This window comes from Roseinatronobacter sp. S2 (assembly GCF_029581395.1).
Lineage (GTDB): Bacteria > Pseudomonadota > Alphaproteobacteria > Rhodobacterales > Rhodobacteraceae > Roseinatronobacter.
Genome location: NZ_CP121113.1, coordinates 2,823,926 through 2,847,056 on the forward strand (window position 1 = coordinate 2,823,926; position 23,131 = coordinate 2,847,056).

General features: G+C 59.9%; 20 protein-coding genes, 1 tRNA gene and 1 pseudogene. 15 read left to right on the top strand and 7 right to left on the bottom strand.

Annotated elements, in window-relative coordinates; genetic code table 11:
* Nucleotides 1–116: 116 nt before the first annotated feature.
* Nucleotides 117–329, top strand: a complete 213-nt coding sequence (locus P8S53_RS13540; protein ID WP_277804497.1) for a DUF1127 domain-containing protein — start codon at nucleotides 117–119, stop codon at nucleotides 327–329.
* Between the two features lie 341 nt (nucleotides 330–670).
* Here P8S53_RS13540 and P8S53_RS13545 read toward each other — a convergent pair whose 3' ends face one another.
* On the bottom strand, nucleotides 671–3,067 hold the full coding sequence (locus P8S53_RS13545; RefSeq protein ID WP_277804498.1) for an ATP-dependent helicase: 2,397 nt from the start codon (nucleotides 3,065–3,067) through the stop codon (nucleotides 671–673).
* A 93-nt stretch (nucleotides 3,068–3,160) separates the two neighbouring features.
* Nucleotides 3,161–3,592: a BLUF domain-containing protein gene (locus tag P8S53_RS13550; protein ID WP_277804499.1), complete on the bottom strand. Its 432-nt coding sequence runs from the start codon at nucleotides 3,590–3,592 to the stop codon at nucleotides 3,161–3,163.
* Nucleotides 3,593–3,753: 161 nt separating this feature from the next.
* Here P8S53_RS13550 and P8S53_RS13555 point away from each other — a divergent pair, with 161 nt between their 5' ends.
* The 3 genes from P8S53_RS13555 (at nucleotide 3,754) to trpA (ending at nucleotide 9,331) form a co-directional block, all read left to right on the top strand.
* A complete protein-coding gene (locus P8S53_RS13555; RefSeq protein WP_277804500.1) occupies nucleotides 3,754–4,905 on the top strand; it encodes an alpha-hydroxy acid oxidase in 1,152 nt (383 codons plus the stop codon).
* A gap of 86 nt (nucleotides 4,906–4,991) precedes the next feature.
* On the top strand, nucleotides 4,992–8,435 hold the full coding sequence (locus tag P8S53_RS13560) for a pyruvate carboxylase (protein ID WP_277804501.1): 3,444 nt from the start codon (nucleotides 4,992–4,994) through the stop codon (nucleotides 8,433–8,435).
* A 104-nt stretch (nucleotides 8,436–8,539) separates the two neighbouring features.
* Entirely contained in the window at nucleotides 8,540–9,331 is a 792-nt protein-coding gene (trpA, locus tag P8S53_RS13565; protein WP_277804502.1) for a tryptophan synthase subunit alpha, read from the top strand.
* Between the two features lie 405 nt (nucleotides 9,332–9,736).
* Here trpA and P8S53_RS13570 read toward each other — a convergent pair whose 3' ends face one another.
* Nucleotides 9,737–10,282: a CAP domain-containing protein gene (locus P8S53_RS13570; protein WP_277804503.1), complete on the bottom strand. Its 546-nt coding sequence runs from the start codon at nucleotides 10,280–10,282 to the stop codon at nucleotides 9,737–9,739.
* 318 nt (nucleotides 10,283–10,600) lie between these two features.
* On the opposite strand from P8S53_RS13570, the gene P8S53_RS13575 reads away from it, so the two are divergent.
* Nucleotides 10,601–10,795, top strand: coding sequence for a hypothetical protein (locus P8S53_RS13575; RefSeq protein WP_277804504.1), 195 nt, complete (start codon nucleotides 10,601–10,603; stop codon nucleotides 10,793–10,795).
* Between the two features lie 210 nt (nucleotides 10,796–11,005).
* On the opposite strand, the gene hemH is transcribed toward P8S53_RS13575, so the two are convergent.
* The gene (hemH, locus tag P8S53_RS13580; RefSeq protein ID WP_373418525.1) at nucleotides 11,006–12,106 is read right to left on the bottom strand and encodes a ferrochelatase; all 1,101 of its coding nucleotides are present in this window, start codon (nucleotides 12,104–12,106) and stop codon (nucleotides 11,006–11,008) included.
* Between the two features lie 65 nt (nucleotides 12,107–12,171).
* A complete protein-coding gene (locus P8S53_RS13585; RefSeq protein ID WP_277804505.1) occupies nucleotides 12,172–13,026 on the bottom strand; it encodes a methyltransferase domain-containing protein in 855 nt (284 codons plus the stop codon).
* Nucleotides 13,027–13,092: 66 nt separating this feature from the next.
* On the opposite strand from P8S53_RS13585, the gene P8S53_RS13590 reads away from it, so the two are divergent.
* The 7 genes and pseudogenes from P8S53_RS13590 to P8S53_RS21335 form a co-directional block, all read left to right on the top strand.
* A complete protein-coding gene (locus P8S53_RS13590) occupies nucleotides 13,093–13,845 on the top strand; it encodes a ComF family protein (RefSeq protein WP_373418526.1) in 753 nt (250 codons plus the stop codon).
* A 43-nt stretch (nucleotides 13,846–13,888) separates the two neighbouring features.
* Nucleotides 13,889–14,146 carry a glutaredoxin 3 gene (grxC, locus tag P8S53_RS13595; RefSeq protein ID WP_277804507.1) on the top strand — a complete coding sequence of 86 codons (258 nt, stop codon included), beginning with the start codon at nucleotides 13,889–13,891 and terminating at the stop codon, nucleotides 14,144–14,146.
* A 10-nt stretch (nucleotides 14,147–14,156) separates the two neighbouring features.
* Nucleotides 14,157–14,996, top strand: coding sequence for a carbon-nitrogen hydrolase family protein (locus P8S53_RS13600; protein ID WP_306417937.1), 840 nt, complete (start codon nucleotides 14,157–14,159; stop codon nucleotides 14,994–14,996).
* Complete coding sequence (locus tag P8S53_RS13605; protein WP_277804509.1) at nucleotides 14,993–15,433, top strand: MarR family winged helix-turn-helix transcriptional regulator; 441 nt, start codon at nucleotides 14,993–14,995, stop codon at nucleotides 15,431–15,433. Before P8S53_RS13600 ends, P8S53_RS13605 begins: the two co-directional genes overlap by 4 nt.
* 72 nt (nucleotides 15,434–15,505) lie before the next feature.
* Complete coding sequence (locus P8S53_RS13610; RefSeq protein ID WP_277804510.1) at nucleotides 15,506–16,078, top strand: sigma-70 family RNA polymerase sigma factor; 573 nt, start codon at nucleotides 15,506–15,508, stop codon at nucleotides 16,076–16,078.
* Nucleotides 16,075–16,743, top strand: a complete 669-nt coding sequence (locus P8S53_RS13615) for an anti-sigma factor domain-containing protein (RefSeq protein WP_277804511.1) — start codon at nucleotides 16,075–16,077, stop codon at nucleotides 16,741–16,743. The genes P8S53_RS13610 and P8S53_RS13615 overlap by 4 nt, the downstream gene beginning before the upstream one ends.
* Nucleotides 16,744–16,994: 251 nt before the next feature.
* Nucleotides 16,995–17,081 (top strand): annotated as a pseudogene (locus tag P8S53_RS21335) (fasciclin domain-containing protein); the annotation flags it as partial.
* Between the two features lie 52 nt (nucleotides 17,082–17,133).
* Here the strand turns inward: P8S53_RS21335 and P8S53_RS13620 are convergent.
* Nucleotides 17,134–18,126 (bottom strand): complex I NDUFA9 subunit family protein, encoded by a 993-nt coding sequence (locus tag P8S53_RS13620; protein WP_277804512.1) that lies wholly within the window; start codon nucleotides 18,124–18,126, stop codon nucleotides 17,134–17,136.
* A 170-nt stretch (nucleotides 18,127–18,296) separates the two neighbouring features.
* On the opposite strand from P8S53_RS13620, the gene P8S53_RS13625 reads away from it, so the two are divergent.
* Nucleotides 18,297–18,383, top strand: a tRNA-Leu gene (locus P8S53_RS13625).
* 256 nt (nucleotides 18,384–18,639) lie between these two features.
* On the opposite strand, the gene P8S53_RS13630 is transcribed toward P8S53_RS13625, so the two are convergent.
* Nucleotides 18,640–20,052, bottom strand: coding sequence for a hypothetical protein (locus P8S53_RS13630; protein ID WP_277804513.1), 1,413 nt, complete (start codon nucleotides 20,050–20,052; stop codon nucleotides 18,640–18,642).
* A gap of 145 nt (nucleotides 20,053–20,197) precedes the next feature.
* Between P8S53_RS13630 and P8S53_RS13635 the strand changes: the two genes are divergently transcribed.
* Nucleotides 20,198–21,856, top strand: a complete 1,659-nt coding sequence (locus P8S53_RS13635) for an NAD+ synthase (RefSeq protein ID WP_277804514.1) — start codon at nucleotides 20,198–20,200, stop codon at nucleotides 21,854–21,856.
* A gap of 241 nt (nucleotides 21,857–22,097) precedes the next feature.
* Nucleotides 22,098–23,111 (top strand): SPOR domain-containing protein, encoded by a 1,014-nt coding sequence (locus tag P8S53_RS13640; protein ID WP_277804515.1) that lies wholly within the window; start codon nucleotides 22,098–22,100, stop codon nucleotides 23,109–23,111.
* Nucleotides 23,112–23,131 lie beyond the last annotated feature (20 nt).

A 23,131-nucleotide genomic window follows, 5' to 3' on the forward strand; every position in this document is an offset into this window, starting at 1 on the left:
GACGCTATTGCATAGCCGCATTGCAGCATCGTGTGTTGTGCAGACGCAGCAAATTGCTATCTTGGGTTCAAGAAGACGCGGCACTGAACGCCGCACAACTGAACGGAAGGTGCAACATGGCACATATCACAGCAAATGTCAGCTCCGTACGGCCTGTAGCCTACCTGATGGGCTGGGTTGAAAGCGTAGCCGACACGTTCGCACGCTACCGGGTCTACAAACGGACCCATGACGAACTTAGCCGGCTCAGCAGCCGTGAACTGGATGATCTTGGCATCAGCCGCTCCATGATCACGCGTCTGGCATACGAGGCCGCATACGAGAATTAATGGTTTTGGGTCCCCTCCTCCTCCCTGGGACCCGAGAGCGACGGTGATTGATCCTCCTCCCCAATCACCGTCACCCTATTCCGGCCATGGCAGAAAGCCAGAAACCGGTACGCAAACGACCGCCCCGTCCTCCTCCCTAGGGGTGATCGTTGGGATAAAGTGGCCCTCCTCCTCCCTGGCCGCTCTATCCCTCGAATATCGGGTCTCTTGACCCGGACATTGCAACGGCCCCCTCCTCCTCCCTGGGGTCATGGCAAATTGGCGGCAGTCCCCCTCCTCCTCCTTGGGACTGCCGCCTTTTTATTTTTCAGATCAGAAATTACCTGTCAGCTTCCGTTCACTCAGAACGGAAGGTCATCTGCCTGTTCTGCGGGCACGACAAACCTTGCCACTATATGGCGTGCGCCGGACTTTTCGAATTCGACAAACAGCTTGTCCCCGTCCACGGATGCTACGCGCCCATAGCCAAATTTGGTATGGAAAACGCGGTCGCCTTCTTCAAAGACCGGCAAGGCAGCCGCATCTATGATCACGCCCGAAGCCTGACGTGGCTGCGCGGCGGGGCGCGATTGCGCGGCCTGAAACCGCCGCCAACCGGGCGAATTGTAGACATCGGCGCGCATGGCGCGATCTTCAACATTGCTTGGCGCGACACCAGCGGCCATGCCAGCACCGCCATACAGGCCCGGCGGCGTCAGAACATCCACATGGTCTGCGGGCAATTCATCTACAAAGCGCGATGGCATCTGCGCCTGCCATTGTCCGTAGACCCTGCGATTCGCGGCAAAACTGATGGTGCAAAGCTGCTCGGCGCGGGTGATGCCGACATAAGCAAGGCGGCGTTCTTCCTCCAGCCCCTTCAGTCCAGTTTCATCCATGGACCGTTGCGATGGAAACAACCCGTCTTCCCAGCCCGGCAGAAACACCACCGGAAATTCCAACCCTTTGGAGCCATGCAGCGTCATGATGCTGACCTTGTCATCGGCACCATCGGTGTCATTGTCCATCACCAGCGCGATATGTTCCAAAAACCCTTGCAGATTTTCAAATGATTCCAGCGCTTTGACCAGTTCCTTCAGGTTGTCCAGCCGCCCCGGTGCTTCGGGGGTTTTGTCGTTCAGCCACATTTCCGTGTAGCCGGAGTCTTCCAGTATCTGTTCGGCCAGTTCGATATGACTGACCTGCGTTTGTGGGGGTGCAGTATCCAGCGTGTCAATCAGGTCATCATCCGCCGCACCCGTAACTGTGCCGCCAACCGCCGCATGCCAACGCGCGATTCCATCCAGCAGGGCACCCAAGGCCTTGGCCCCGCGCCCGCCCAGCGCGCCCTGATCCAGCGCCATCGCAGCCCCTTGCACCAAGGGCACACCTGCATCGCGCGCAATCCGCTGAATGGTCTGTTGCGCCTTGTCGCCAAGCCCGCGTTTGGGGGTATTGACCACGCGTTCAAAGGCCAGATCATCCCCCGGACTGACCGCCAGCCGGAAATAGGCCATCGCATCGCGGATTTCCATACGCTCGTAAAATCGCGGGCCACCGATCACGCGATACGGCAGGCCAATGGTCAGAAACCGGTCTTCAAACGCGCGCATCTGATGGCTTGCACGCACCAGAATCGCCATCTGGTTCAGCGCAAACGGGTCCAGCCCACGGGTGCCACGTTGCAAATCCTCTACTTGCTCGCCGATCCAGCGTGCCTCTTCCTCCCCATCCCAATGCCCGATCAGCCGGACCTTTTCGCCTGATTGCGCTTCGGTCCACAGGGTTTTGCCAAGGCGGTCTTCATTGCCCGCGATCACCTTGCCGGCGGCGGCCAGAATATGCGGGGTCGACCGGTAATTCTGTTCCAGCCGCACCACTGTTGCGCCCGGAAAATCCCGTTCAAACCGCAAGATATTGCCCACTTCGGCCCCGCGCCAGCCATAGATCGACTGGTCATCATCGCCCACACAACAGATATTCTTGTGCCCGCCCGCCAACAACCGCAACCACAGGTATTGCGCCACATTGGTGTCTTGGTATTCATCCACCAGAATATAGCGAAACCGCGCCTGATAGCCTTGCAACACATCCGGATGGGCCTGAAAAATGCGGATGCAATGCAGCAGCAGATCCCCGAAATCACAGGCGTTCAGGGTTTTCAGCCGGTCCTGATAGGCCGCGTAAAATTCTGTCCCGCGATGGTCAAAGGCATTGGCTTCGCTGGCGGGCACCTGTTCGGGCGTCCACGCGCGGTTCTTCCACTGGTCGATGATTCCGGCAAGCAGACGCGCAGGCCAGCGCTTTTCGTCAATATTTGCCGCTGCAATAAGCTGTTTCAGCAGGCGCAGCTGGTCGTCGCTGTCCAGAATCGTGAAACTGGATTTCAGGCCCACAAGTTCGGCATGACGCCGCAGCAGTTTCGCGCTGATGGAATGGAATGTGCCCAGCCATGGCATGCCTTCCACCGCTTCGCCCAAGTAACCGCCCACCCGCAGCTTCATTTCACGCGCGGCCTTGTTGGTGAAGGTCACCGCCAGAATTTGCGACGGAAAGGCGCGGCCGGAATTTAACAAATGCGCAATGCGCGCCGTCAGCGCCTTGGTTTTGCCAGTGCCAGCGCCAGCCAGCATCAGCACAGGACCGTCCAGCGCCTCTACCGCCTGACGTTGGGCGGGGTTCAACCCGTCCAGATAAGGGGCAGGACGCGCAGCCATGGCGCGGGCGGACAGGGGCAGATCGGTGTTGAAATCACTCATACCGCGACAATAACCAAAACTGCCCCGAAGGGAAAGCCGTGTTCGCCCAACGTTCCTGCCATATCGCAAGATCGGGTGCGATGGTCGCCCCTGTCAGCTGGCGGTTAAATCCCGAAAGCTGCCAAGGAAGCTTTTGAACAATTTGTTCACACGGATGTCACCGCTAAGGCTGCTGGCCAGTGGCGCGATGTCAGTCAATGGAATGGCGGCCTTGTCCAGAATGCCCGCAAGTTCCGATCTGGGAACAAACGCCATTTGCCAATGCGGAAATGCACGCTGTTCCACATCGGTGTCCGACAAAACCAAAAGGCCGGAATGCCGTGCATCAACCCGAATGCGCGTCAGCACGCGTTCAACCGCCGCATCCGGTCCTTCGAGAACCTGAAAGAAGCACCTGTCATGATACGCCAGAAAGCCCGTTATGCCAGATTGTTCGTTGTTTCGCCGGGACACGCGCAAAATGTCTTCAACCTGTTCTTTATCAAGCGCTTTTCTTGACGAGCTGAGATATACGATTCTGCGCATTGCACCTGTTCCGTAGCTGACAGGTGCCAAGGTATAACCACATTCTTAAAATCTGGTATATCGGTTGAACGCTTCTGCCCACAGATGTCAGAATGGCGTGCTTGCCAATCCGTCATGCGCGTGCTCAGCTAGGACTATTCCTGCCTTGGAAGAATGATGTGATGCACCCTGATCAGCGCTATCCCGCCCTTTCAGACCTGAAATCGGCCTGCCGCAAACGGGTGCCGCATTTCGTGTGGGAATATGTCGACAGCGCAACAGGCACAGAATCAGTCAAGGGGCGCAACCGCGCCGCGCTGGACCAGATTTTGTTTAACCCCGCAGTCCTGCGTGGCCCTGTCACGCCGGATCTGGGCACCCGATTTCTGGGGCGCGACTATTCCTGCCCGATCGGCATTGCGCCGGTGGGCATGTCCGGCCTGATCTGGCCGGGGGCAGAGGCGACACTGGCCGCAATGGCACAGGCCAGCCGCATTCCCTACGCGCTAAGCACAGTGGCCACACGCCTGCCCGAAGAGATCGGGCCGATTGCAGGCGATATGGGGTGGTTCCAGTTATACCCCCCAAAAGACCCCGAAATCCGCCGCGACCTGCTGGCCCGCGCGCGCAAATCCGGTTTTGAAACACTGGTGCTGACAATTGATGTGCCCGGCCCTTCGCGCCGCGAACGGCAGTTGCGCGCACAACTTGCGATCCCGCCAAAAGTGACGCCATCGATACTGGCACAGATTGCGCTGCGACCAACCTGGGCGCTTGGCACGTTGCGGCACGGCACCCCCCGCCTGCGCCTGATGGAGGAATATCTGAAACTTGACGGTAATGCGCCATCCACGGCCCATGCAGGCTATTTGCTGCGCGCGGCACCTGATTGGGACTATCTGCGCGCCTTGCGCGACGAATGGGACGGCCCGCTTGTCATCAAGGGGGTGCTGGATGCGGATGATGCAACGCGCCTGCGCGACGAAGGGGTTCAGGCGATCTGGGTATCCAACCATGCAGGGCGCCAGTTTGACGGGGCACCGGCTGCGATACATTGCCTGCCCGCCATTCGCGCTGCTGTCGGGCCGGAGTTTCCATTGATCTGCGATTCGGGGCTGGAGTCGGGGCTGGATATCCTGCGCGTGCTGGCCCTTGGGGCTGATTTCGCAATGCTGGGGCGGGGCTGGCATTTCGCTTTGGGGGCATTGGGCGCGCGCGGTCCCGCGCATCTGCACCACATTCTGACCCAAGACATGAAAAGCTGTATGGTGCAGATGGGAATAGCCCGCGTGGACGATGCCGCAACGCAGCTTGCGGGCGCGCCCGAATCCTAACGAAACCTTACAATCCCTTTACGAAGCTGTAAAAACTGGTCTATCCAGTTGAACAAGACTGGTTTGCACCCGCAGAAAGGACCGTCATGGCCGAATTTCAGAAGATCCTTATCGCCAACCGTGGTGAAATTGCTATCCGCATCATGCGCGCCGCAAATGAATTGGGCAAACGCACCGTCGCGGTTTACGCAGAAGAGGACAAGCTGGGCCTGCACCGGTTCAAGGCAGATGAAGCCTACCGCATTGGCGAAGGGATGGGGCCGGTTGCCGCCTATCTTTCGATTGACGAGATTATCCGCGTGGCCAAGCAGGCGGGCGCAGATGCCATTCATCCGGGCTATGGCCTGCTGTCGGAAAACCCCGACCTGATTGATGCCTGTGTGGAAAACGGCATCACCTTTATCGGCCCCAAGGCAGAAACCATGCGCGCGCTTGGGGACAAGGCCAGCGCGCGGCGCGTGGCCATTGAAGCAGGCGTGCCGGTCATTCCCGCGACCGAGGTTCTGGACGATGACATGGACAAAATCCGCGCGATGGCGGACGAGGTGGGCTATCCGCTGATGCTCAAGGCCAGCCATGGCGGTGGCGGGCGCGGCATGCGTGCGGTCAACGGCCCCGAAGAACTGGAAGCCATGGTCCGCGAAGGCAGGCGCGAGGCAGAGGCCGCTTTTGGCAATGGCGAAGGGTATCTGGAAAAGATGATCCAGCGCGCCCGCCATGTCGAGGTGCAGTTGCTGGGCGACACGCATGGCAACCTGTATCATCTGTATGAACGCGATTGCACCGTGCAGCGCCGCAACCAGAAGGTCGTTGAACGCGCCCCCGCCCCCTATCTAAGCGCCGAGCAACGCGCCGAGATTTGCGAGTTGGGTCTGAAAATCGGGCGCGCAGTAGGCTATCAGAACGCGGGCACTGTCGAATTCCTGATGGATATGGACGAGGGCAAGTTCTACTTCATCGAAGTGAACCCGCGCGTGCAGGTGGAACATACCGTCACCGAAGAAGTCACCGGCATCGACATTGTCAAAGCGCAAATCCGCGTGGCCGAAGGGGCAACCCTGTCCGAAGCCACCGGCACCCCCAGTCAGGGCGATGTCACCTTGTCGGGCCACGCCCTGCAATGCCGCATCACAACCGAAGACCCGCTGAACAATTTCATCCCCGATTACGGCCGCCTGACCGCCTATCGCAGTGCCACCGGCATGGGCATTCGTCTGGACGGGGGCACCGCCTATGCGGGCGGCGTGATCACGCGCTACTATGATTCACTTCTGGTCAAGGTAACGGCATGGGCCGCCACGCCCGAAGAATCCATTGCGCGGATGGACCGCGCGCTGCGCGAATTCCGCATTCGCGGTGTCAGCACCAATATTGATTTTGTCATCAACCTGCTGAAACACCCGACCTTTCTGGATTACAGCTACACAACGAAATTCATCGACACGACGGATGCTCTGTTTCATTTCCGCAAGCGTCGCGACCGCGCCACCAAGATTCTGACCTATATTGCCGACATTACAGTGAACGGGCATCCCGAAACCGCCGGACGGGTGCGCCCGGCAGCAGGGATCAAAACCCCCGCGGCCCCCACAGTCACAGGCCAGCCCCCGCGCGGCGCGAAACAAATTCTGGACGAACAGGGACCGCAGGCCGTGGCTGACTGGATGGCCGCCGAAAAGCGCCTGCTTTTGACCGACACGACCATGCGCGATGCGCACCAGTCCCTTCTGGCCACGCGCATGCGGTCCATCGACATGATCCGCGTGGCCCCTGCCTATGCGCATATGCTGCCGCAATTGTTCAGCATGGAATGCTGGGGCGGTGCCACGTTCGATGTGGCCTACCGCTTCTTGCAGGAATGCCCGTGGCAACGCCTGCGCGATCTGCGCGCGCGCATGCCCAACCTGATGACGCAAATGCTGCTGCGGGCGTCAAACGGGGTGGGGTATACGAATTACCCCGACAATGTGGTGCAGTTCTTTGTGCGTCAGGCCGCCGAAACGGGTGTGGATGTGTTCCGCGTCTTTGACAGCCTGAACTGGGTTGAAAACATGCGCGTCGCCATGGATGCCGTGCTGGATGCGAACAAGGTGTGCGAAGGCACGATCTGCTATACCGGCGACATTCTGAACCCTGAGCGCGCGAAATATGACCTGAAATACTATGTCCGCATGGGCCAGGACCTGAAAGCGGCAGGCGCGCATGTGCTGGGCCTGAAGGATATGGCGGGCTTGCTGAAGCCTGCATCGGCGCGGATGCTGATCAAGGCGCTGAAGGAAGATGTCGGCCTGCCCATCCATTTCCACACCCATGACACGGGCGGCATAGCGGGCGCCACCATTCTGGCCGCAGCCGAAGCGGGCGTAGATGCCGCCGACGCCGCGATGGATGCGTTTTCGGGCAATACCAGCCAGCCCACGCTGGGGTCGATTGTGGAAGCGCTGCGCTTCACCGACCGCGACACGGGGCTGGACATGGGCGCGATTCGCAAGATTTCCGATTACTGGGAAGATGTGCGCGCGCATTATGCCGCGTTCGAATCCGCGCAGCAGGCCCCCAGTTCCGAAGTGTATCTGCATGAAATGCCCGGCGGACAGTTCACCAACCTGAAAGCGCAGGCACGGTCGATGGGGCTGGAAGACCGCTGGCCGGAAGTTGCGCGCACCTATGCAGATGTGAACATGATGTTCGGCGACATCGTCAAGGTCACGCCATCGTCCAAGGTGGTGGGCGACATGGCGCTGATGATGGTGTCGCAAGGGCTGACGCGCGCGGATGTTGAAAACCCCGATCGCGATGTCAGTTTCCCCGATTCGGTGATCGACATGATGCGCGGCAATCTGGGCCAACCCCCGGGCGGCTGGCCGGACGGGATTTTGCGCAAGATCCTGAAAGATGAAGCCCCGCTGACCGAACGCCCCGGCGCACGCCTGCCCCCCGTCGATCTGGACGCCACGCGCGCAGAACTCAGCGCGGAGTTGGAAGGATTCACTGTCGATGATGAGGACCTGAACGGCTATCTGATGTATCCAAAGGTGTTTCTGGATTATATGGGTCGCCACCGCGTTTACGGCCCCGTGCGCGCCCTGCCCACGCAGACCTTCTTTTACGGGATGGAACCGGGCGAGGAAATCTCGGCCGAGATTGCACCGGGCAAAACACTGGAAATCCGCGTTGTTGCCGTAAGCGAAACCGGCGATGATGGTGATGTGAAGGTATTTTTCGAACTGAACGGCCAGCCGCGCACGATTCGCGTGCCCAACCGCGAAGTGAAAGCCAAGACCGCGCAACGCGCCAAGGCAGATATAGCCAACCCCGCCCATATCGGCGCACCAATGCCGGGCGCGGTTGCCTCTGTAGCCGTCAGTGCGGGGCAAAAGGTGAAGGCGGGCGACCTGCTTTTGACGATCGAGGCCATGAAAATGGAAACCGGCCTGCATGCCGACCGCGACGCCGTGGTGAAATCCGTGCATGTTCAGGCAGGCACCCAGATCGAAGCCAAGGATCTGCTGGTCGAGTTCGAGGACTGACCGACCGCACAGGCGTGGTGCAAAAGGCCATGACCGGCGCGGGAGCAGTTGATTCCCGCGCCGATTTCCCCCAAACCGTTGCAAAAGCCTCGGGACAGGATCAGATGACCAGAATCGATACAACATTCGCCGCCCTGAAATCCGAGCGCCGCAAGGCCTTCGTTGCCTATATCATGGCGGGCGACCCCGACCTTGAAACCTCGCTTGCCATCATGCAGGGACTGCCCGACGCAGGGGTCGATGTCATTGAACTGGGTGTGCCTTTCACCGACCCCATGGCGGATGGTCCCACCATCCAGCTTGCCGGTCAGCGCGCCCTTGATGGCGGGCAGACACTGGACAAGACGCTGGATATGGTGCGCCGCTTCAGGGCGGATAACGACACCACCCCGATTGTCCTGATGGGCTATTACAACCCGATCTACAGCATGGGCGTTGCGCGTTTTCTGGACAAGGCGACAGATGCGGGCATTGACGGGTTGATTGTCGTTGACCTGCCCCCCGAAGAAGACAGTGAACTATGCCTGCCCGCACAGGCGGCAGGGCTGAATTTCATCCGGCTGGCCACGCCCACCACGGATGACAAGCGCCTGCCCAAGGTTTTGCAAAACACATCCGGTTTCGTCTATTATGTGTCCATCACCGGAATCACCGGTGCTGCGGCCGCGCAGGCCACACAGGTCGGACCAGAGGTCGCGCGCATCAAGGCACAGACAGACCTGCCCGTGATCGTGGGATTTGGCATATCAACGCCGCAAACAGCGCAAGATATCGCCAGCGTGGCCGATGGCTGTGTCGTGGGGTCCGCGATCGTCAAGGAGATCGCGTCCGGCAAACCTGTCGCGGATGTGCTGGATTATGTGCGCGCCCTGGCTGATGGGGCGCATCGCGGATAGGCGGAAGGCGCGGAGCAAAGGCCGCAGGCCGCCGCGCCATAGGTCTGGCCGTCCCGCGGCCTGCCGATTTGGCCAGTGATACGCCAAGCCTTTGAACGCAGGAATATGCAGCCTGCATAAAGTGAACTTCACTGGCGTCCGACCGGCAGACCCCGGCCCACCGCTGGCGCGGGCTTTATCCAAGCGCGAATGACCGTAAAAGACCAAAACCTGCTTCGCAGATGATTGCTTCTCGGGGGGGCGGTATCTTCACAATGGTCCTGCGACCGGCCAAAGCGTATTCATATCCCATAAGAACGGTGCCTGCGTTTGCGCCAAATTCCTAAACGCCCCAACCATAGAAAAAGCCGCGTCCCTTCGGGCGCGGCTTCGTTTCTGTGGTATCTTGCAGGTGCAACTCAGGTCTTAACGCCCGGCCATCTGGAAACCCGCACCGGGTTCACCCAGCACAACCACCCACCACAGTTTTCCGTTGCCATCCTGATGCCAGCCCACGCCCACATCACGCGCGCTGCTGTCCAGAATGACTGCGCGGGTTTCCGGTTCCTGCATCCATGCTGTTACAGTTTCAATTTCTGTCTCGAAGGTTTCCGAAACCATCTCGCCCACGAACGTCCCCTGATAGCCCGCACGTTGCGCACGTTGCATCGGGCTGGACCCGTCCGACCCCCAATGCCACGGGCGGCTTTGGAATGACATGTCCTGCGCGTGCGTTGCCGCAGCGCTGGCCAGTTCGGCATTGCCCTGAAGTGGCGGCTGACCGTGCTGCGAACGCATCGTGTTCAGGCCGTCCTGCATACGCTGGCGCACGCGCGGCGCATCACTTTGACTGATTCGATATACAGCCGGAACCGGCTTGCCGTCCGGCCCCATGCGCATGGCAACAGGTGACACATCACATGCAGCCAGAAACAGCGCACCAAGCAAAGATATAACAATAGTCCGCAACATATCCAGATTCATCCTTTTCGCGACAGGGTGCTGCATAGCCCTTACGCGCGGGGTTTTCAAACACAACTAGCCGTGATCAGCTGTGTTTTGACAGTTATGCAACTACTGAAGCAGGATGCTTACGCGATGACTCGTCGTCAACAGTTCAAATACGGCGCGAAAGTGTTGCGAATTTGACGATTTCCGCAAAATCCTGCACAAGGCTTGACAACTGGCCGTTGCGTTTCGCGATCGAAAGTGGTTTTACCGAGATCACGACATTTCGTCTTGGGTGCCTGTGCCCAATGATTGGGTTGCAGGTAAATACTGGAGGTTACTATGAAAAAGATCGCACTCGCAGCAGCACTGTCCATGGCTGCCACTTCGGCTTTCGCTGGTGGTATGGGTAGCAAGTATGCAGAACCCGTTGTTGAACCAGCAGTTATCGTTGAAGACACAAGCTCTTCCTCGGCTGGCATCATCGTTCCGCTGATGCTGCTTTTGGTTGTGGCTGCAGCTGTTGCCGCAAAATAAGTTACGAAACCTTGGTTTCGTAGAAATGGCGGGCCTTGTGCCCGCCATTTTTCATTTTTGCAAGAAAATCACTGCCACGCTATCCGACTTCGGCAAATCGCGGGCGCGATGACCGGACCATTGTAGTATCACGCCCGATCAAGTCGCATCTATCAGCCCGATTTCCCCGAATTTTCTGAAATGCGGTCAACCACTGGCACCGCAGAATTGTCAGGTCCAGCCCGACAGGTTGGACGCGATCACCTGAACAAGCGCATCCACATGCGCAGGATCATCATTCAGGCAGGGGATATATGTAAACTGTTCCCCGCCCGCGTGCTCGAAACTTTCGCGGATTTCTTCGTTGATTTCTTCCAGCGTCTCGATGCAATCCGCAGAAAATGCCGGTGCCACAATCGCAAGCCGCTTCACGCCCTGCCGCGCCAGATCGGCAACATGTTCCACAGTATAGGGGCGCAACCATTCTTCTGTTCCAAAAACCGACTGGAATGTAGTCTGAACCTTGTCCTTTTCCCAGCCCAGTGCCTCGCGTAGCAACCGCGTGGTTTTCTGGCATTGGCAATGATAGGGGTCCCCCTGAAGCAGATAGCGTTTCGGCATGCCATGGTAGGATGCCACCAGGACCTCTGGTTTCTCGTTCATCTGGTCATAGGTGTCCTGCACCGATTTGGCCAAAGCGGAAATATAGGCAGGGTGGTCGAAATAGGGTGCGACCGTGCGGGCCGCGGGCTGCCATTTTTGGTCCATCAGGGCGCGAAAGAACTGGTCACAGGCGGTCGCAGATGTCGCGCCCGCGTAATGCGGATATAGCGGAAAGAACAGAATCTTTTCGCACCCTGCCTTGACCATTTCATCCACCTTGGATTGCGTGGACGGGTTGCCATAGCGCATGCAGAAATCCACCATGACGTTATCGCCAAACTGCGTGGCAATCGCCTTTGCGATGCTGGCGGTCTGGTCTTTTGTAATGGTCATCAGCGGGCTTTCGCCCTTGTCATGGTTCCAGATGGATTTGTAATTCGCCCCCGATGTGAAGGGTCGTTTGGTCAGGATGATCAGTTGCAAAAGCGGCTGCCATTTCCATGCGGGGTAATCTATCACGCGCTTGTCTGACAGAAATTCATTCAGGTAGCGCCGCATGGACCAGTAATCGTAATTATCCGGCGTCCCCAGATTGGCCAGCAACACCCCGATCTTGGCCTGTGGCACGGGGGGATGATCTGCTCCCGCATGGGCCAGACGCCCCTCTCCCGGATGATCCATATGGGCAGGGCAGCCGTGCGCCGTAGACTGTAGCTTTGCATCAAGCATGGCAGGGTCTTTCATTCCGGTATGTTCAGATATTTGAAGCTGACATAACTGTTTTTCTTGCGGAATCAATCATTGCCGGGGATTTTCACCTGATCTGGCAGCGGCGTTTCCACACTTCCCAGTGCATCTGCCAGTGACATTTTGGCAGAACCGGGCCGCAGCGGGCGCGGCTGGCTGTCGTCTGGCGCCCATCCTATCAGGAAGATAAGCTCATATGTGGCCCGTAGGCGCCCGCTGTCATCGGCGTAATGCGCGGCGTAATTTTGCTCTGTGCGTCGAAACAGCGCAGGGGGGCTAAGACTGCGACGACGCGCGGCCAATGCGTTGCGTTCGCCCATCTCGCGCAGATCATCGAACAAGCGTTGCAGGCTGCTATACGCAACCGACTGGGTTAGCGAATCTGCGACCGGCAAGGCCATTCCGGAACGCTGCAACAACGCACCCAGGTCGCGGATTTCGGCCATTGGCACCACTCTTGGGGACAATCCGCCCGTCAGGTCCGATTCGGCTTGTGCAAGCGCGCTGCGCAATTCCGACAAGGTCTGGCCGCCAAACATCACCCCAAGGAACAGCCCGTCAGGGCGCAGGGCACGCCGCGCCTGCACCAACTGGCCCACAGGGTCCGATGCCCAGTGCAGCGCCATCACATGCAGCACCAGATCATGCGCGCCCTCTTGCAGATCCAGCACGGGATCATCGGCAACGACGCGCGCATCTGGCAAGAAATCCGCCCAGACCTGCGGCAAACCCGTGATTATGGCGGGCGCATTAAACGGTCTGTTAACCATATCCAGACGAAACTGAAGTTCCTCTTGTGCAAGCTGGTGCAGGAAGGGGACTTGGCGCGTCGCGGATGCCCGCGCGCGGTTGCGCAGCAAGGCGGGCCGGTCTGTCAATTCTGGCGGGGTGGTGCGGGTCATGAATGGGCCTGTGGTCGTATCAACGACCCTTTATGTAGGAGAGTTCGCTTGGAAAGGCAAAAGACCATGCAGCGGCTGCACGTCACCGGCAGAACATTTGCCACGCGCCTGCTGCACGCGGTCTATCCGCCGCAATGCATGACCTGCGACACGCTGGTCGAAGAACAAGGTGCGCTGTGTCCCGCGTGCTGGCGCGACACCGGCTTTATTTTCGGACAATGCTGCAACCTGTGCGGCACCCCCCTGCCCGGCGACAGCGCAGCGGACTGGGATGTGATCTGCGATGACTGCCTGACCCTTGCGCGGCCATGGGAACAGGGGCGCGCAGTGATGGTCTATGGCGACAAGGCGCGCCAGATCCTGCTGGGGCTGAAATATCATGACCGGCTGGACCACGCCCCTGTCGCGGGGAAATGGCTGGCACGGGTTGCGCGACCAATGGTGCAGCCGGACATGCTGGTTGCACCCGTCCCGCTGCATTGGCTGCGCCTGCTGAAACGACGCTATAATCAGGCGGCGGTTCTGTCCTGCGCATTGGCCCGCAACCTGCACCTTGCGCATTGTCCTGATTTGCTGATTCGCCACCGCTATACCGGCACACAGGACGGGCGCGGGCGTATGGGCCGGTTTGCAAATGTCGAAGGGGCGTTCCGCGCGAACCCGCGACAGGCGCATCGCATCACAGGCCGTCACATCCTGCTGGTGGATGATGTCATGACCGCAGGGGCGACATTTGCGGCGGCAAGTGATACGCTGCTGGCACGCGGGGCGGCGTCGGTTCGTGTCATCGCACTGGCGCGCGTTGCACATACGCCATGATCGGCTATAGTGCGGCGCAGCCCGAAACGACAGGACGCCCGCGATGCAACCGATTGAAATTTATACCTCGCCGCTATGCGGCTTTTGCCATTCAGCGAAACGCCTGCTGACGTCCAAAGGGGCCAGCTTCACGGAAATCGACCTAAGCCGCACCCCGGACCGTCGCGCCGAGATGATGAAACGCGCAGCCGGACGGCATACTGTGCCGCAAATCTTCATCGGGCAAACCCATGTCGGCGGCTGTGACGAGCTGTATGCGCTGGAACGTGCGGGAAAACTTGATCCCTTGCTGAAGGGATAATGCGATGGGGTTGCGCGCGGCACTTCTGCAACTGAATTCCGGCGACGACCCTGCCGCAAACCTGCCGGTCACACTGGATTATCTGCATGAAGCCGCCGCAGGCGGGGCGCATATCGCCCTGACACCGGAAGTGACCAATTGTGTATCCTCCTCGCGCGCGCATCAAAACAATGTCTTGCAACACGAAGACAGCGACATAACCCTTGCCACACTGCGCGATGCCGCGCGCGAGTTGCAAATCTGGGTGCTGATCGGATCATTGGCGCTGAAAACACATGATGCGGACGGGCGCTTTGCCAACCGGTCTTTCCTGATCGCCCCGGATGGCACAATCGCTGCGCGCTATGACAAGGTTCATATGTTCGACGTGCAGGTGTCAGAGGCCGAATCCTACCGCGAATCGTCCGGCTTCAGGCCGGGCACACACGCGGTTCTGGCCGATACCGACCTGGCCTGTATTGGACTAAGCGTTTGTTATGACCTGCGCTTTGCCTATCTTTACCGCGCACTTGCGCAGGCGGGTGCAGAAATTCTGACCGTGCCCGCCGCATTCAGTCCGGTGACGGGGGCCGCGCATTGGCATGTGTTGCTGCGTGCACGGGCCATTGAAACGGGGTGTTTTGTGCTGGCGCCTGCGCAAACCGGCCAGCATGCGGCACATGAAGGCAAACCGCGCCAGACCTATGGCCATTCCCTTGCCGTAAGCCCGTGGGGCGAGGTGTTGCTGGATATGGGCACGCAACCGGGTGTAGGGTTTGTGACACTCGATCTCGACCAGATTGTGGGCGCGCGCGGACGCATTCCCGCATTGTTCCACGACAGACCCATCGAAGGACCGGCACACCCATGACATCTGCACCGCGTTCAGATCTGGCGAACGCCCTTTTCAGTGAATTGCTGATGGCAGATCAACTGGCCCGCAACCGCCTGTCCAAAGTGTTGCCAAAGGGGATGGAGCTGTCACATTTCGGTGTGCTGAACCTGCTTGCGCGCCAGCAGGCGGAACGCAGCCCCGCAGAACTGGCGCGCGCCTTTCATGTGACACGCGGCGCAATGACCAACACATTGAACAAGCTGGAATGGGCAGGTTACGTCCATATCCGCCCCGACTGGGACGATGCGCGGCGTAAAATGGTCGCCATCAGCCCTGCGGGGCGCGCGGCACGCGATGCCGCCCTTGCCGCGATAAGCCCGCTGATTGATGATATTGCAAAAACGCTGGGCGAAGACCGCGTTCGCCAGACGGTTCCAGTGCTGCGCGAATTGCGATTGCGACTTGAATCATGATCCTGGAACGGGCAGCAATACAATATCGTCGGGCGCAGGCTTGCGATGATCGGGCAAAAGGGTCTTACTATTGTGGCTGACGACATAGCGCATCTGCTGAACCGCATCACGCGGCAGGACAAAAACGCGCTTCGGGCGCTGTATAGTCAGGCCGCCCCGAAACTGATGGGCATTCTGATGCGTATGTTGGGTAACAGGCCCGATGCAGAAGATGCATTGCAAGATGTCATGATAAAGATCTGGAATCGTGCAGCGGCCTTTGACCCCGAAAAAGGGACCGGAATGGGCTGGATCTGCGCTGTAACGCGAAATCATGCACTCGATTGCTTGCGGGCGTCGCGTCCTGCAAGGCTGCGAACCACCCCCTCGGGCGGGTATTCCGGTGATGACCACGATGACCCGATCGCGCGCCTGCCAGACCCGACCCCCGGCGCCGAAGAACAATCGCTTGCGCGCATGGAAATGCTGCGGGTGGTCGCCTGCATCAAGGAGCTGCCGGAAGATCGCGCAACCGCCGTTCAGGGGGCCTATCTGCAAGGGTTAAGCTATCAGGAACTCGCAAGCCGGTTCGATGTGCCGCTGAATACGATGCGCACCTGGTTGAGACGGGCCTTGATCAGCCTGAAGGAGTGTCTGGAAAAATGAGCGAACAGACACCACAAACCCCGATCCCCGATGATGACGTGCTGGCCGCAGAATATGTGCTTGGCCTGCTGGATGGTGACGACTGGCAGGCAGCCAAGGGCCGCTGCGCGGTTGACGGAAATTTTGCACAGCTTGTGCAGGCATGGGAAGCCCGCCTTGCGCCCCTGAACGAGCTATATGAAAATGCAGACGCCCCCGACCTGATGCCGCAGATCGAAGCGCAGCTATTCCCCGCCCCGCAACAACGCAGCCGCAAATCATGGTTCTGGGGCTTGCTGTCGGGGACTGCGGTTGCGGCAGCGATTGGCGTGGCCATTCTGGTATTTGTGCCCGCCGCGCCGCCTACCGGGCCGGTGCTTCAGGCGGAACTGGTCGCCACCGACCGTGAACTGGTGTTGCAGGCGCGCTTTGATGTCGCGGCCACGGAACTGCGCGTCACCCTGCGCGGGCAGGATGCAGGCGCGGATCTTGACTATGAATTATGGGTGATTGACGAAACCGAGGTTCCGCGCTCGCTTGGGGTGGTGCGTGCCGCAGAACTGTCCCTGCCTGCCCAGCTTGCGCAAGGGCAGGTGCTGGCAATCAGTCTGGAACCCGCAGGCGGGTCACCCACGGGGCTGCCGACCGGTGACGTGCTGGCGGTTGCGGAACTCAGCGAAAGCTGAGGGCCGCGCATTTCACGGCATATTTCTGAAACTTTCATGTCCGAGCGACCGTTCATCGAACATGGGACACGCAAATATGCAAACGATATCGGGCGCGCCCCTAGAGCATGTCACGTTCATTCGCATTCACGAGACATGCTCTAACTTATTGATTTCGCATGTTCGAGAAGCTCAAAACCGGTTCCCACTTTTGAGCAACATGCTCTAGCGCACAGGTTCGGGGCAGAACCCTTCGGGTTTATGGCCAGTCCGGGAATGCAGGACGGGTAACCACTTCCAATATGAACCAGTCCAACGGCGTGATTCACGTTGTGGACAAAGTCCTGCTGCCGCGCTGACCCCGAAGAGGAAGGGTGGCCTGCCTCCATGGGCTGCCCTTCCGCCCTGCTGTCAATGCCCGCTATTGCGCAACTGTTCGGCGGATTCATGAATGGCCTTGTATTGGCCGCCCTGCCGGTGAATCCACAGATATGATGGCAATACAGCACTCATGGGCGTTGGGACGATGCCCAGATCGGACAACCCAAGCGCATCATCACTGACCAGATTGTCGCGCCGCAGGTTGCGAACCTGATCGCGCGTCAGAATCGTGTTCGTAAACAGCCCCAACGACACCATTTGCGCAATATCCAGCGCGCGCCCCATGATGCCCGCCACGAAAAACGGCACGTTCACGATGATGCGGTTGCGCCGGATTTCCGCCAGCATTGTTTGCATCAGGTCGCGGAATGGCGCACGGTCCGGCCCGCCCAGTTCATACACACCGGCGGCAATGTCGCGGCTTAGGGCCGCTTCCGCCGCCTTGGCGACATCATCGACATAGACCGGCTGAAAGCGTGTGTCCGCGCCGACAACAGGCAGGAATGGTGAAAAACGGGTCATCGCGGCAAAGCGGTTGAAAAACTGATCCTCGACCCCGAAAATGATCGACGGGCGCAGAATCACGGCACCCGGAAAATGCTGGATAACCTGCGCTTCGCCTTCGGCCTTGCTGCGCTGATACAGGCTGTCGGATTGCGCATCAGCCCCGATTGCCGACACATGCACCAGCCGTGCGACCTGCAATTGCGCGGCAATGCGCGCAATCCGTCCCGCACCTTCGGCCTGAACCGCATCGAAGCGGTTGCGCCCGACTTCGCCCAGAATGCCCACGCAATTCACAACCGCATCCGCACCCTGCATGACGGCCTGAACTGACGCATCATCGCGAATATTGCAAAATACCGGTTCCACCTGCCCGACCGCGCCATAAGGTTTGACATGCAGCGCCTGATTGGGCCTGCGCACAGCCACGCGCACACGCCAGCCCGCCTTTGCCATACGCCGCGCAATATATCGGCCGACAAAGCCGGACCCGCCAAAAATGGTAACAAGCTGCGTCATGGTGCGCCCTCCGCCTGAGGTTCAATACCTGTGGATTTCATGCCTGCATCAATAGCCCTGCACCGGGCGCACGACAAGCCCGAACGGTTTTTTTCATGCGCGGCATTTTTCCTTCATTTCCCCCGTTGACAGTGCAAGCGCCGCGCCATAAACACCTCCTCACGCAACCTGCCCAGGTGGCGGAACTGGTAGACGCGCTAGCTTCAGGTGCTAGTGCCCGTAAGGGCGTGGAGGTTCGAGTCCTCTCCTGGGCACCATGCGAAACTTAAAAAACCGCTTCAGGCCAACGCCTTGAGCGGTTTTTTTAATGCTATGCATCAAGTGCCAACCCTACGATAACACTGCATTCCCACCGCATATGGTGCTGGTAACGCGCCGCAGGGTTCTGAATGCTGGCACGCCCTGCCTATGGTGGTGCCGCACGCCCGCCCGGCCCGCGAAATTTGCCGCACCCCAAAAATGCATCAGACCGCCCGAAGGCGGCCTGACTTGTCCGGTGTGCGCGCGAACCGATCACTCGCCGTCGCGCACGGTCATACGACCGTCCTCCCAGTCACCGGACAATATTTCGCCTGTGGCATAGCGCAAGGTTCCCTGACCATGACGCTGGCCATCACGGAACTCTCCCTCGTATATGTCGCCGGTATCATAGGTGGCAATACCCTGCCCCTCGATCCGGCCGGCGGACCATTCCCCCTCATAGCTGAAACCGTCTGCCAGTTCAATCCGGCCCTGCCCGTCGCGCGCCCCTTCGGAAAAACCGCCGACATACACAGACCCGTCAGGATAGCTCATCTCTCCCTGACCGTGCAATTCGCCGCCTGCGAAACTGCCGCGATAAACACGCCCGTCTGCAAAGGTTATTTCCCCTTCGCCGTCAGACAGCCCCCGCACAAACTGGCCTTCATATTCTGACCCGTCCGCATAAACCGCGCGCCCTTGGCCGTGGAACTGCCCGTCGGACCATTCGCCCTCATAGCTGGACCCGTCCGCATAGGTGATCTGGCCCTGCCCGTCCGGCAGACCATTTCGGAACTGCCCTTCATAGACCGACCCGTCCGGCTGGGTCAGGCGACCAGTCCCTTCAATGCGGCCCGCAATCCATGTGCCTTCATACAGGTAGCCGTCAGGCCCCGTCAGCCGCCCCTCGCCGTCGCGCTGGTCATTGACGAACTGCCCTTCAAACACCAGCCCGTCGGCCTGCTCAACCCGCGCGGGGCCGTGGCGCTGGCCGTCACGAAATTCGCCGGTATGCACATCGCCGTTGGGCTGGGTCAGCACACCTTCGCCTGACAACTGCCCGTCGGCCCAGCTTCCGTCATAAACCAATCCGTCAGGGCGCGTCAGTGTGCCGGTGCCGTGGCGCAAATCCGCCTGCATGCCGCCCTCATACACCGCGCCATCAGGATAGGTGATGCGCCCCTGCCCCTGACGCTGACCGTCTGCCCAGTCCCCTTCATAGCGGTAGCCATCGGGGCGGTTCAGAACGCCGGTGCCATGCGGCTGGCCCGCAACAAATGTCCCTTCATAGACAGAGGCATTTGCAAACACGCGGCTGCCCTGCCCGTCAATCGCACCATCCAGCCAGTCCCCTTCATAGGTGGACCCGTCCGCGAATGTCATGCGGCCCGTGCCATGCGGGCGGCCTGCGCTGAATTCCCCGTCATAGACAGCCCCTGACGGGTAGCGCGCGACACCCTGACCGCTGATTTCACCATCAACCCAGTTGCCGCTATATTCAAACCCGTTGGGCAGCCGGTAAGTGCCTTGCCCATGCTGCAACCCGTCGCGGAATTCGCCTTCATAGATGCCGCCATCTTCATACTGGCGGGTCATGACCCCATCGACCTGGGCAATGGCGGGAAGTGCAACGGCCAATACACAGGCAACTGCCAAAGCGGGCACAGTGACCATTCTGAAGGCCATGACGCATTCTCCCTGTCTGTTCATTGTGCGCGAGCCTAGTCAGGGGCATTCAGGCTGGCAAGAGCTTTCCTTTATCCTTGCGCCCCTTTCCTTGGGCGAACAACATGATATGTGATGCCAAAATATCAGCTGCCGGGACGATTTCATGACAGACCGCTTTCGCCTGACCCTTGGGCAACTGAACCCGGTGCTTGGGGACATAGCCGGAAATGCCGCGCGCGCGCAGGACGCGTGGGAACAGGCGCGCGATGCGGGTGCCGATATGCTGGCGCTGCCGGAAATGTTCCTGTCGGGCTACCAGACACAGGATCTGGTGTGGCGTCCGGCCTTTCAGGCCGATCTGCGCGCCGCGCTGGACAAGCTGGCGCAAGATTGCGCTGATGGCCCGCTGCTGGGAATTGGTGTGCCGCTGATGCAGGACGGGGCACTGCATAACTGCTGGGTCGTGCTTGGCGGGGGTGCAATCCGCGCCACGCTCCGCAAGCATCATTTGCCCAATACCAGCGTATTCGACGAAAAACGCCTGTTCGCATCAGGCGACATTTCCGGCCCCTATGTCGCGGGTCCGCTGCGCATTGGCACCCCCATTTGCGAAGATGCATGGTTTGATGACGTGGCCGAGGCATTGGCGGAATCGGGCGCAGAGTTGTTGCTGGTGCCCAACGGGTCGCCCTATGCGCGGGGGCGTTACGACACACGGCTGGCCCATATGGTGGCGCGCGTCACCGAAACCGGCCTGCCGCTTGTCTATCTGAACCTTGTGGGCGGGCAGGATGATCAGGTTTTTGACGGGGCCAGTTTTGTGCTGAATCCGGGCGGGAAGCTGGCGCTGCAACTGCCCGCGCATGAAGAAGCCATTGCCACGCTGGACTTCACCCGCACGGCCGACGGGTGGCGCGCAGAGGCTGGCCTGCGGGCGCATTTGCCCGACACGCTGGAGCAGGATTACCGCGCGATGATGGTGGGGCTGCGTGATTATCTGGGCAAATCGGGCTTCTCCAAGGTGGTGCTGGGCCTGTCGGGCGGGGTTGATTCGGCGCTTGTGGCCACCATTGCCGCAGATGCGATAGGCGCTGCGAATGTGCATTGCATCATGCTGCCGTCGGAATACACATCCGCGCATTCGCTGGAAGATGCGGCTGCATTGGCGCGCAGCCTTGGGGCGCCGCTGGATGAAGTCGGCATAGAAGGGCCACGCGCCGCACTGACGGACGCGCTTGCGCCGCTGTTTGCGGGCCGCAGCCCTGATGTGACCGAAGAAAACCTGCAATCGCGCTTGCGCGGCACAATTCTGATGGCAGTGTCCAACAAAACCGGCGCGCTGTTGTTGACCACCGGCAACAAATCCGAACTGGCTGTGGGATATGCCACGATCTATGGCGACATGAATGGCGGCTATAACCCCATCAAGGATATGTATAAATCGCGCGTGTTCGAGATATGCCGCTGGCGCAATGCCAATTTCCGTGACTGGATGCAAGGCCCCGAAGGTCAGGCCATCCCGCCGCGCATTATCGACAAACCCCCGTCGGCGGAACTGCGCGAGGACCAGCGCGATGACGACAGCCTGCCGCCCTATGACGAACTGGACGCCATTCTGGAAGGGTTGATCGACAATGATCTGCCCGTGGCCGAACTGGTGGCGCAGGGGTTTGACCGCGACACTGTCAAGCGCGTGGAGCATCTGATCTATATCTCGGAATGGAAACGGTATCAGTCCGCGCCCGGACCACGGCTCAGCAACCGCGCGTTGTGGCTGGACAGGCGGTATCCGCTGGTCAATCGCTGGCGCGATGACAGCTAGGCACTTGATAACACAAAGCCTGCCGCCGTCACGGCGCTGGACCTACCCTGTGTCGTTCACGCAACTGTAGCTTTCCCTTCCCGTGGGCAGGCGATAAAACTTGTCGAAATGGCATCAGGGTGCAGGTTTTAGACTGTGGAAACTACGCGCCATGGTGTATAGACCCAGCCATGCTGTGACGCGCGGCAAATGCGATAACCTGACACAAGATCAGGCCGGATCAAAGGCAAAGAGGGCAGGAATGCAAAGCAGTCGTTTATTTCGGTTTGGTGTGGGTCTGGTTCTGACCATAGGTCTTGCGGCCTGCCTGGATGGCACAAATGGCAGTCAATCAGGCAGCAGCAGCGCGCCACGCGGGACGTCACAAACCGTCGAACGCGATATCGAAGCGCCCAATGTCTTTTCAAAACGCGATGCAGGTCTGTGGGACGGTCGTCCGTCCCTTGGCGGTGTCTGGGTCGCCCATCCAGATGTGCGCGACCCCGAACGCGTGATCATCCGCAACACGGAAAACGGGCAGGAAACCATCGGCGCGCTGTTCCGGCGCGAACGCATGAATCCGGGACCGGTGTTTCAGGTATCCGCCGATGCTGCCGCAGCAGTCACCATGCTGGCCGGTGCGCCCACGCAGATCGAAGTGATCGCGCTGCGCACAGAAGATGTCCGCGTGGGCGCAGACGGCCCCGATGCGCCGCCCCCGCAAGCCGATGACGAACAAACGGCCACAGCCGCCACTGCGGCGCCGACACAAGACCCCGCACGCATGGCGGACACAGCAAGTGCAGCACAGCAAAGCGACGACACCCCCATCGCCCTGCCCGCTGAAGAAGAGTCCGCGCAGCCGCGTCGCGGGCTGTTCTCGCGCATCTTCTCGCGCGACACACAACCGGACACGCCCGCAGGCGGTGTTGAAACCACCACGCTGGATGACGGCGCGCAACCGCCCGCCCAAGCCAGTGTTGCCCCGGCTATGACCCGCGATGCGGCCGCACCGCCCCAGCCGGCACCGCCCCCTTCAACGCTGGACCGCCCCTTTATCCAGCTTGGCATTTTCAGTGTCGAAGCAAACGCGCGCCGCGCGCAGGAAATGGCCGGCAATGCCGGACTGTCCGCCCGCGTTCATGCAGGCAGCACGCAAGGCAACGCCTTCTGGCGGGTTACGGCAGGGCCTGCGGCAACATCACAGGAACGCCAACAGCTACTTGAACAAGTCAAGGCCTTGGGGTTCAATGACGCCTATGCCGTGCGCCGCTGACCGGCACGCGGCGACACCAC

Bases quoted from the DNA above. Each gene is read 5' to 3' on its own strand.
- P8S53_RS13540 (WP_277804497.1), top strand. From the start codon at position 117: ATGGCACATATCACAGCAAATGTCAGCTCCGTACGGCCTGTAGCCTAC.
- P8S53_RS13545 (WP_277804498.1), bottom strand. From the start codon at position 3,067: ATGAGTGATTTCAACACCGATCTGCCCCTGTCCGCCCGCGCCATGGCT.
- P8S53_RS13550 (WP_277804499.1), bottom strand. From the start codon at position 3,592: ATGCGCAGAATCGTATATCTCAGCTCGTCAAGAAAAGCGCTTGATAAA.
- P8S53_RS13555 (WP_277804500.1), top strand. From the start codon at position 3,754: ATGCACCCTGATCAGCGCTATCCCGCCCTTTCAGACCTGAAATCGGCC.
- P8S53_RS13560 (WP_277804501.1), top strand. From the start codon at position 4,992: ATGGCCGAATTTCAGAAGATCCTTATCGCCAACCGTGGTGAAATTGCT.
- trpA (WP_277804502.1), top strand. From the start codon at position 8,540: ATGACCAGAATCGATACAACATTCGCCGCCCTGAAATCCGAGCGCCGC.
- P8S53_RS13570 (WP_277804503.1), bottom strand. From the start codon at position 10,282: ATGTTGCGGACTATTGTTATATCTTTGCTTGGTGCGCTGTTTCTGGCT.
- P8S53_RS13575 (WP_277804504.1), top strand. From the start codon at position 10,601: ATGAAAAAGATCGCACTCGCAGCAGCACTGTCCATGGCTGCCACTTCG.
- hemH (WP_373418525.1), bottom strand. From the start codon at position 12,106: ATGCTTGATGCAAAGCTACAGTCTACGGCGCACGGCTGCCCTGCCCAT.
- P8S53_RS13585 (WP_277804505.1), bottom strand. From the start codon at position 13,026: ATGACCCGCACCACCCCGCCAGAATTGACAGACCGGCCCGCCTTGCTG.
- P8S53_RS13590 (WP_373418526.1), top strand. From the start codon at position 13,093: ATGCAGCGGCTGCACGTCACCGGCAGAACATTTGCCACGCGCCTGCTG.
- grxC (WP_277804507.1), top strand. From the start codon at position 13,889: ATGCAACCGATTGAAATTTATACCTCGCCGCTATGCGGCTTTTGCCAT.
- P8S53_RS13605 (WP_277804509.1), top strand. From the start codon at position 14,993: ATGACATCTGCACCGCGTTCAGATCTGGCGAACGCCCTTTTCAGTGAA.
- P8S53_RS13615 (WP_277804511.1), top strand. From the start codon at position 16,075: ATGAGCGAACAGACACCACAAACCCCGATCCCCGATGATGACGTGCTG.
- P8S53_RS13620 (WP_277804512.1), bottom strand. From the start codon at position 18,126: ATGACGCAGCTTGTTACCATTTTTGGCGGGTCCGGCTTTGTCGGCCGA.
- P8S53_RS13630 (WP_277804513.1), bottom strand. From the start codon at position 20,052: ATGGCCTTCAGAATGGTCACTGTGCCCGCTTTGGCAGTTGCCTGTGTA.
- P8S53_RS13635 (WP_277804514.1), top strand. From the start codon at position 20,198: ATGACAGACCGCTTTCGCCTGACCCTTGGGCAACTGAACCCGGTGCTT.
- P8S53_RS13640 (WP_277804515.1), top strand. From the start codon at position 22,098: ATGCAAAGCAGTCGTTTATTTCGGTTTGGTGTGGGTCTGGTTCTGACC.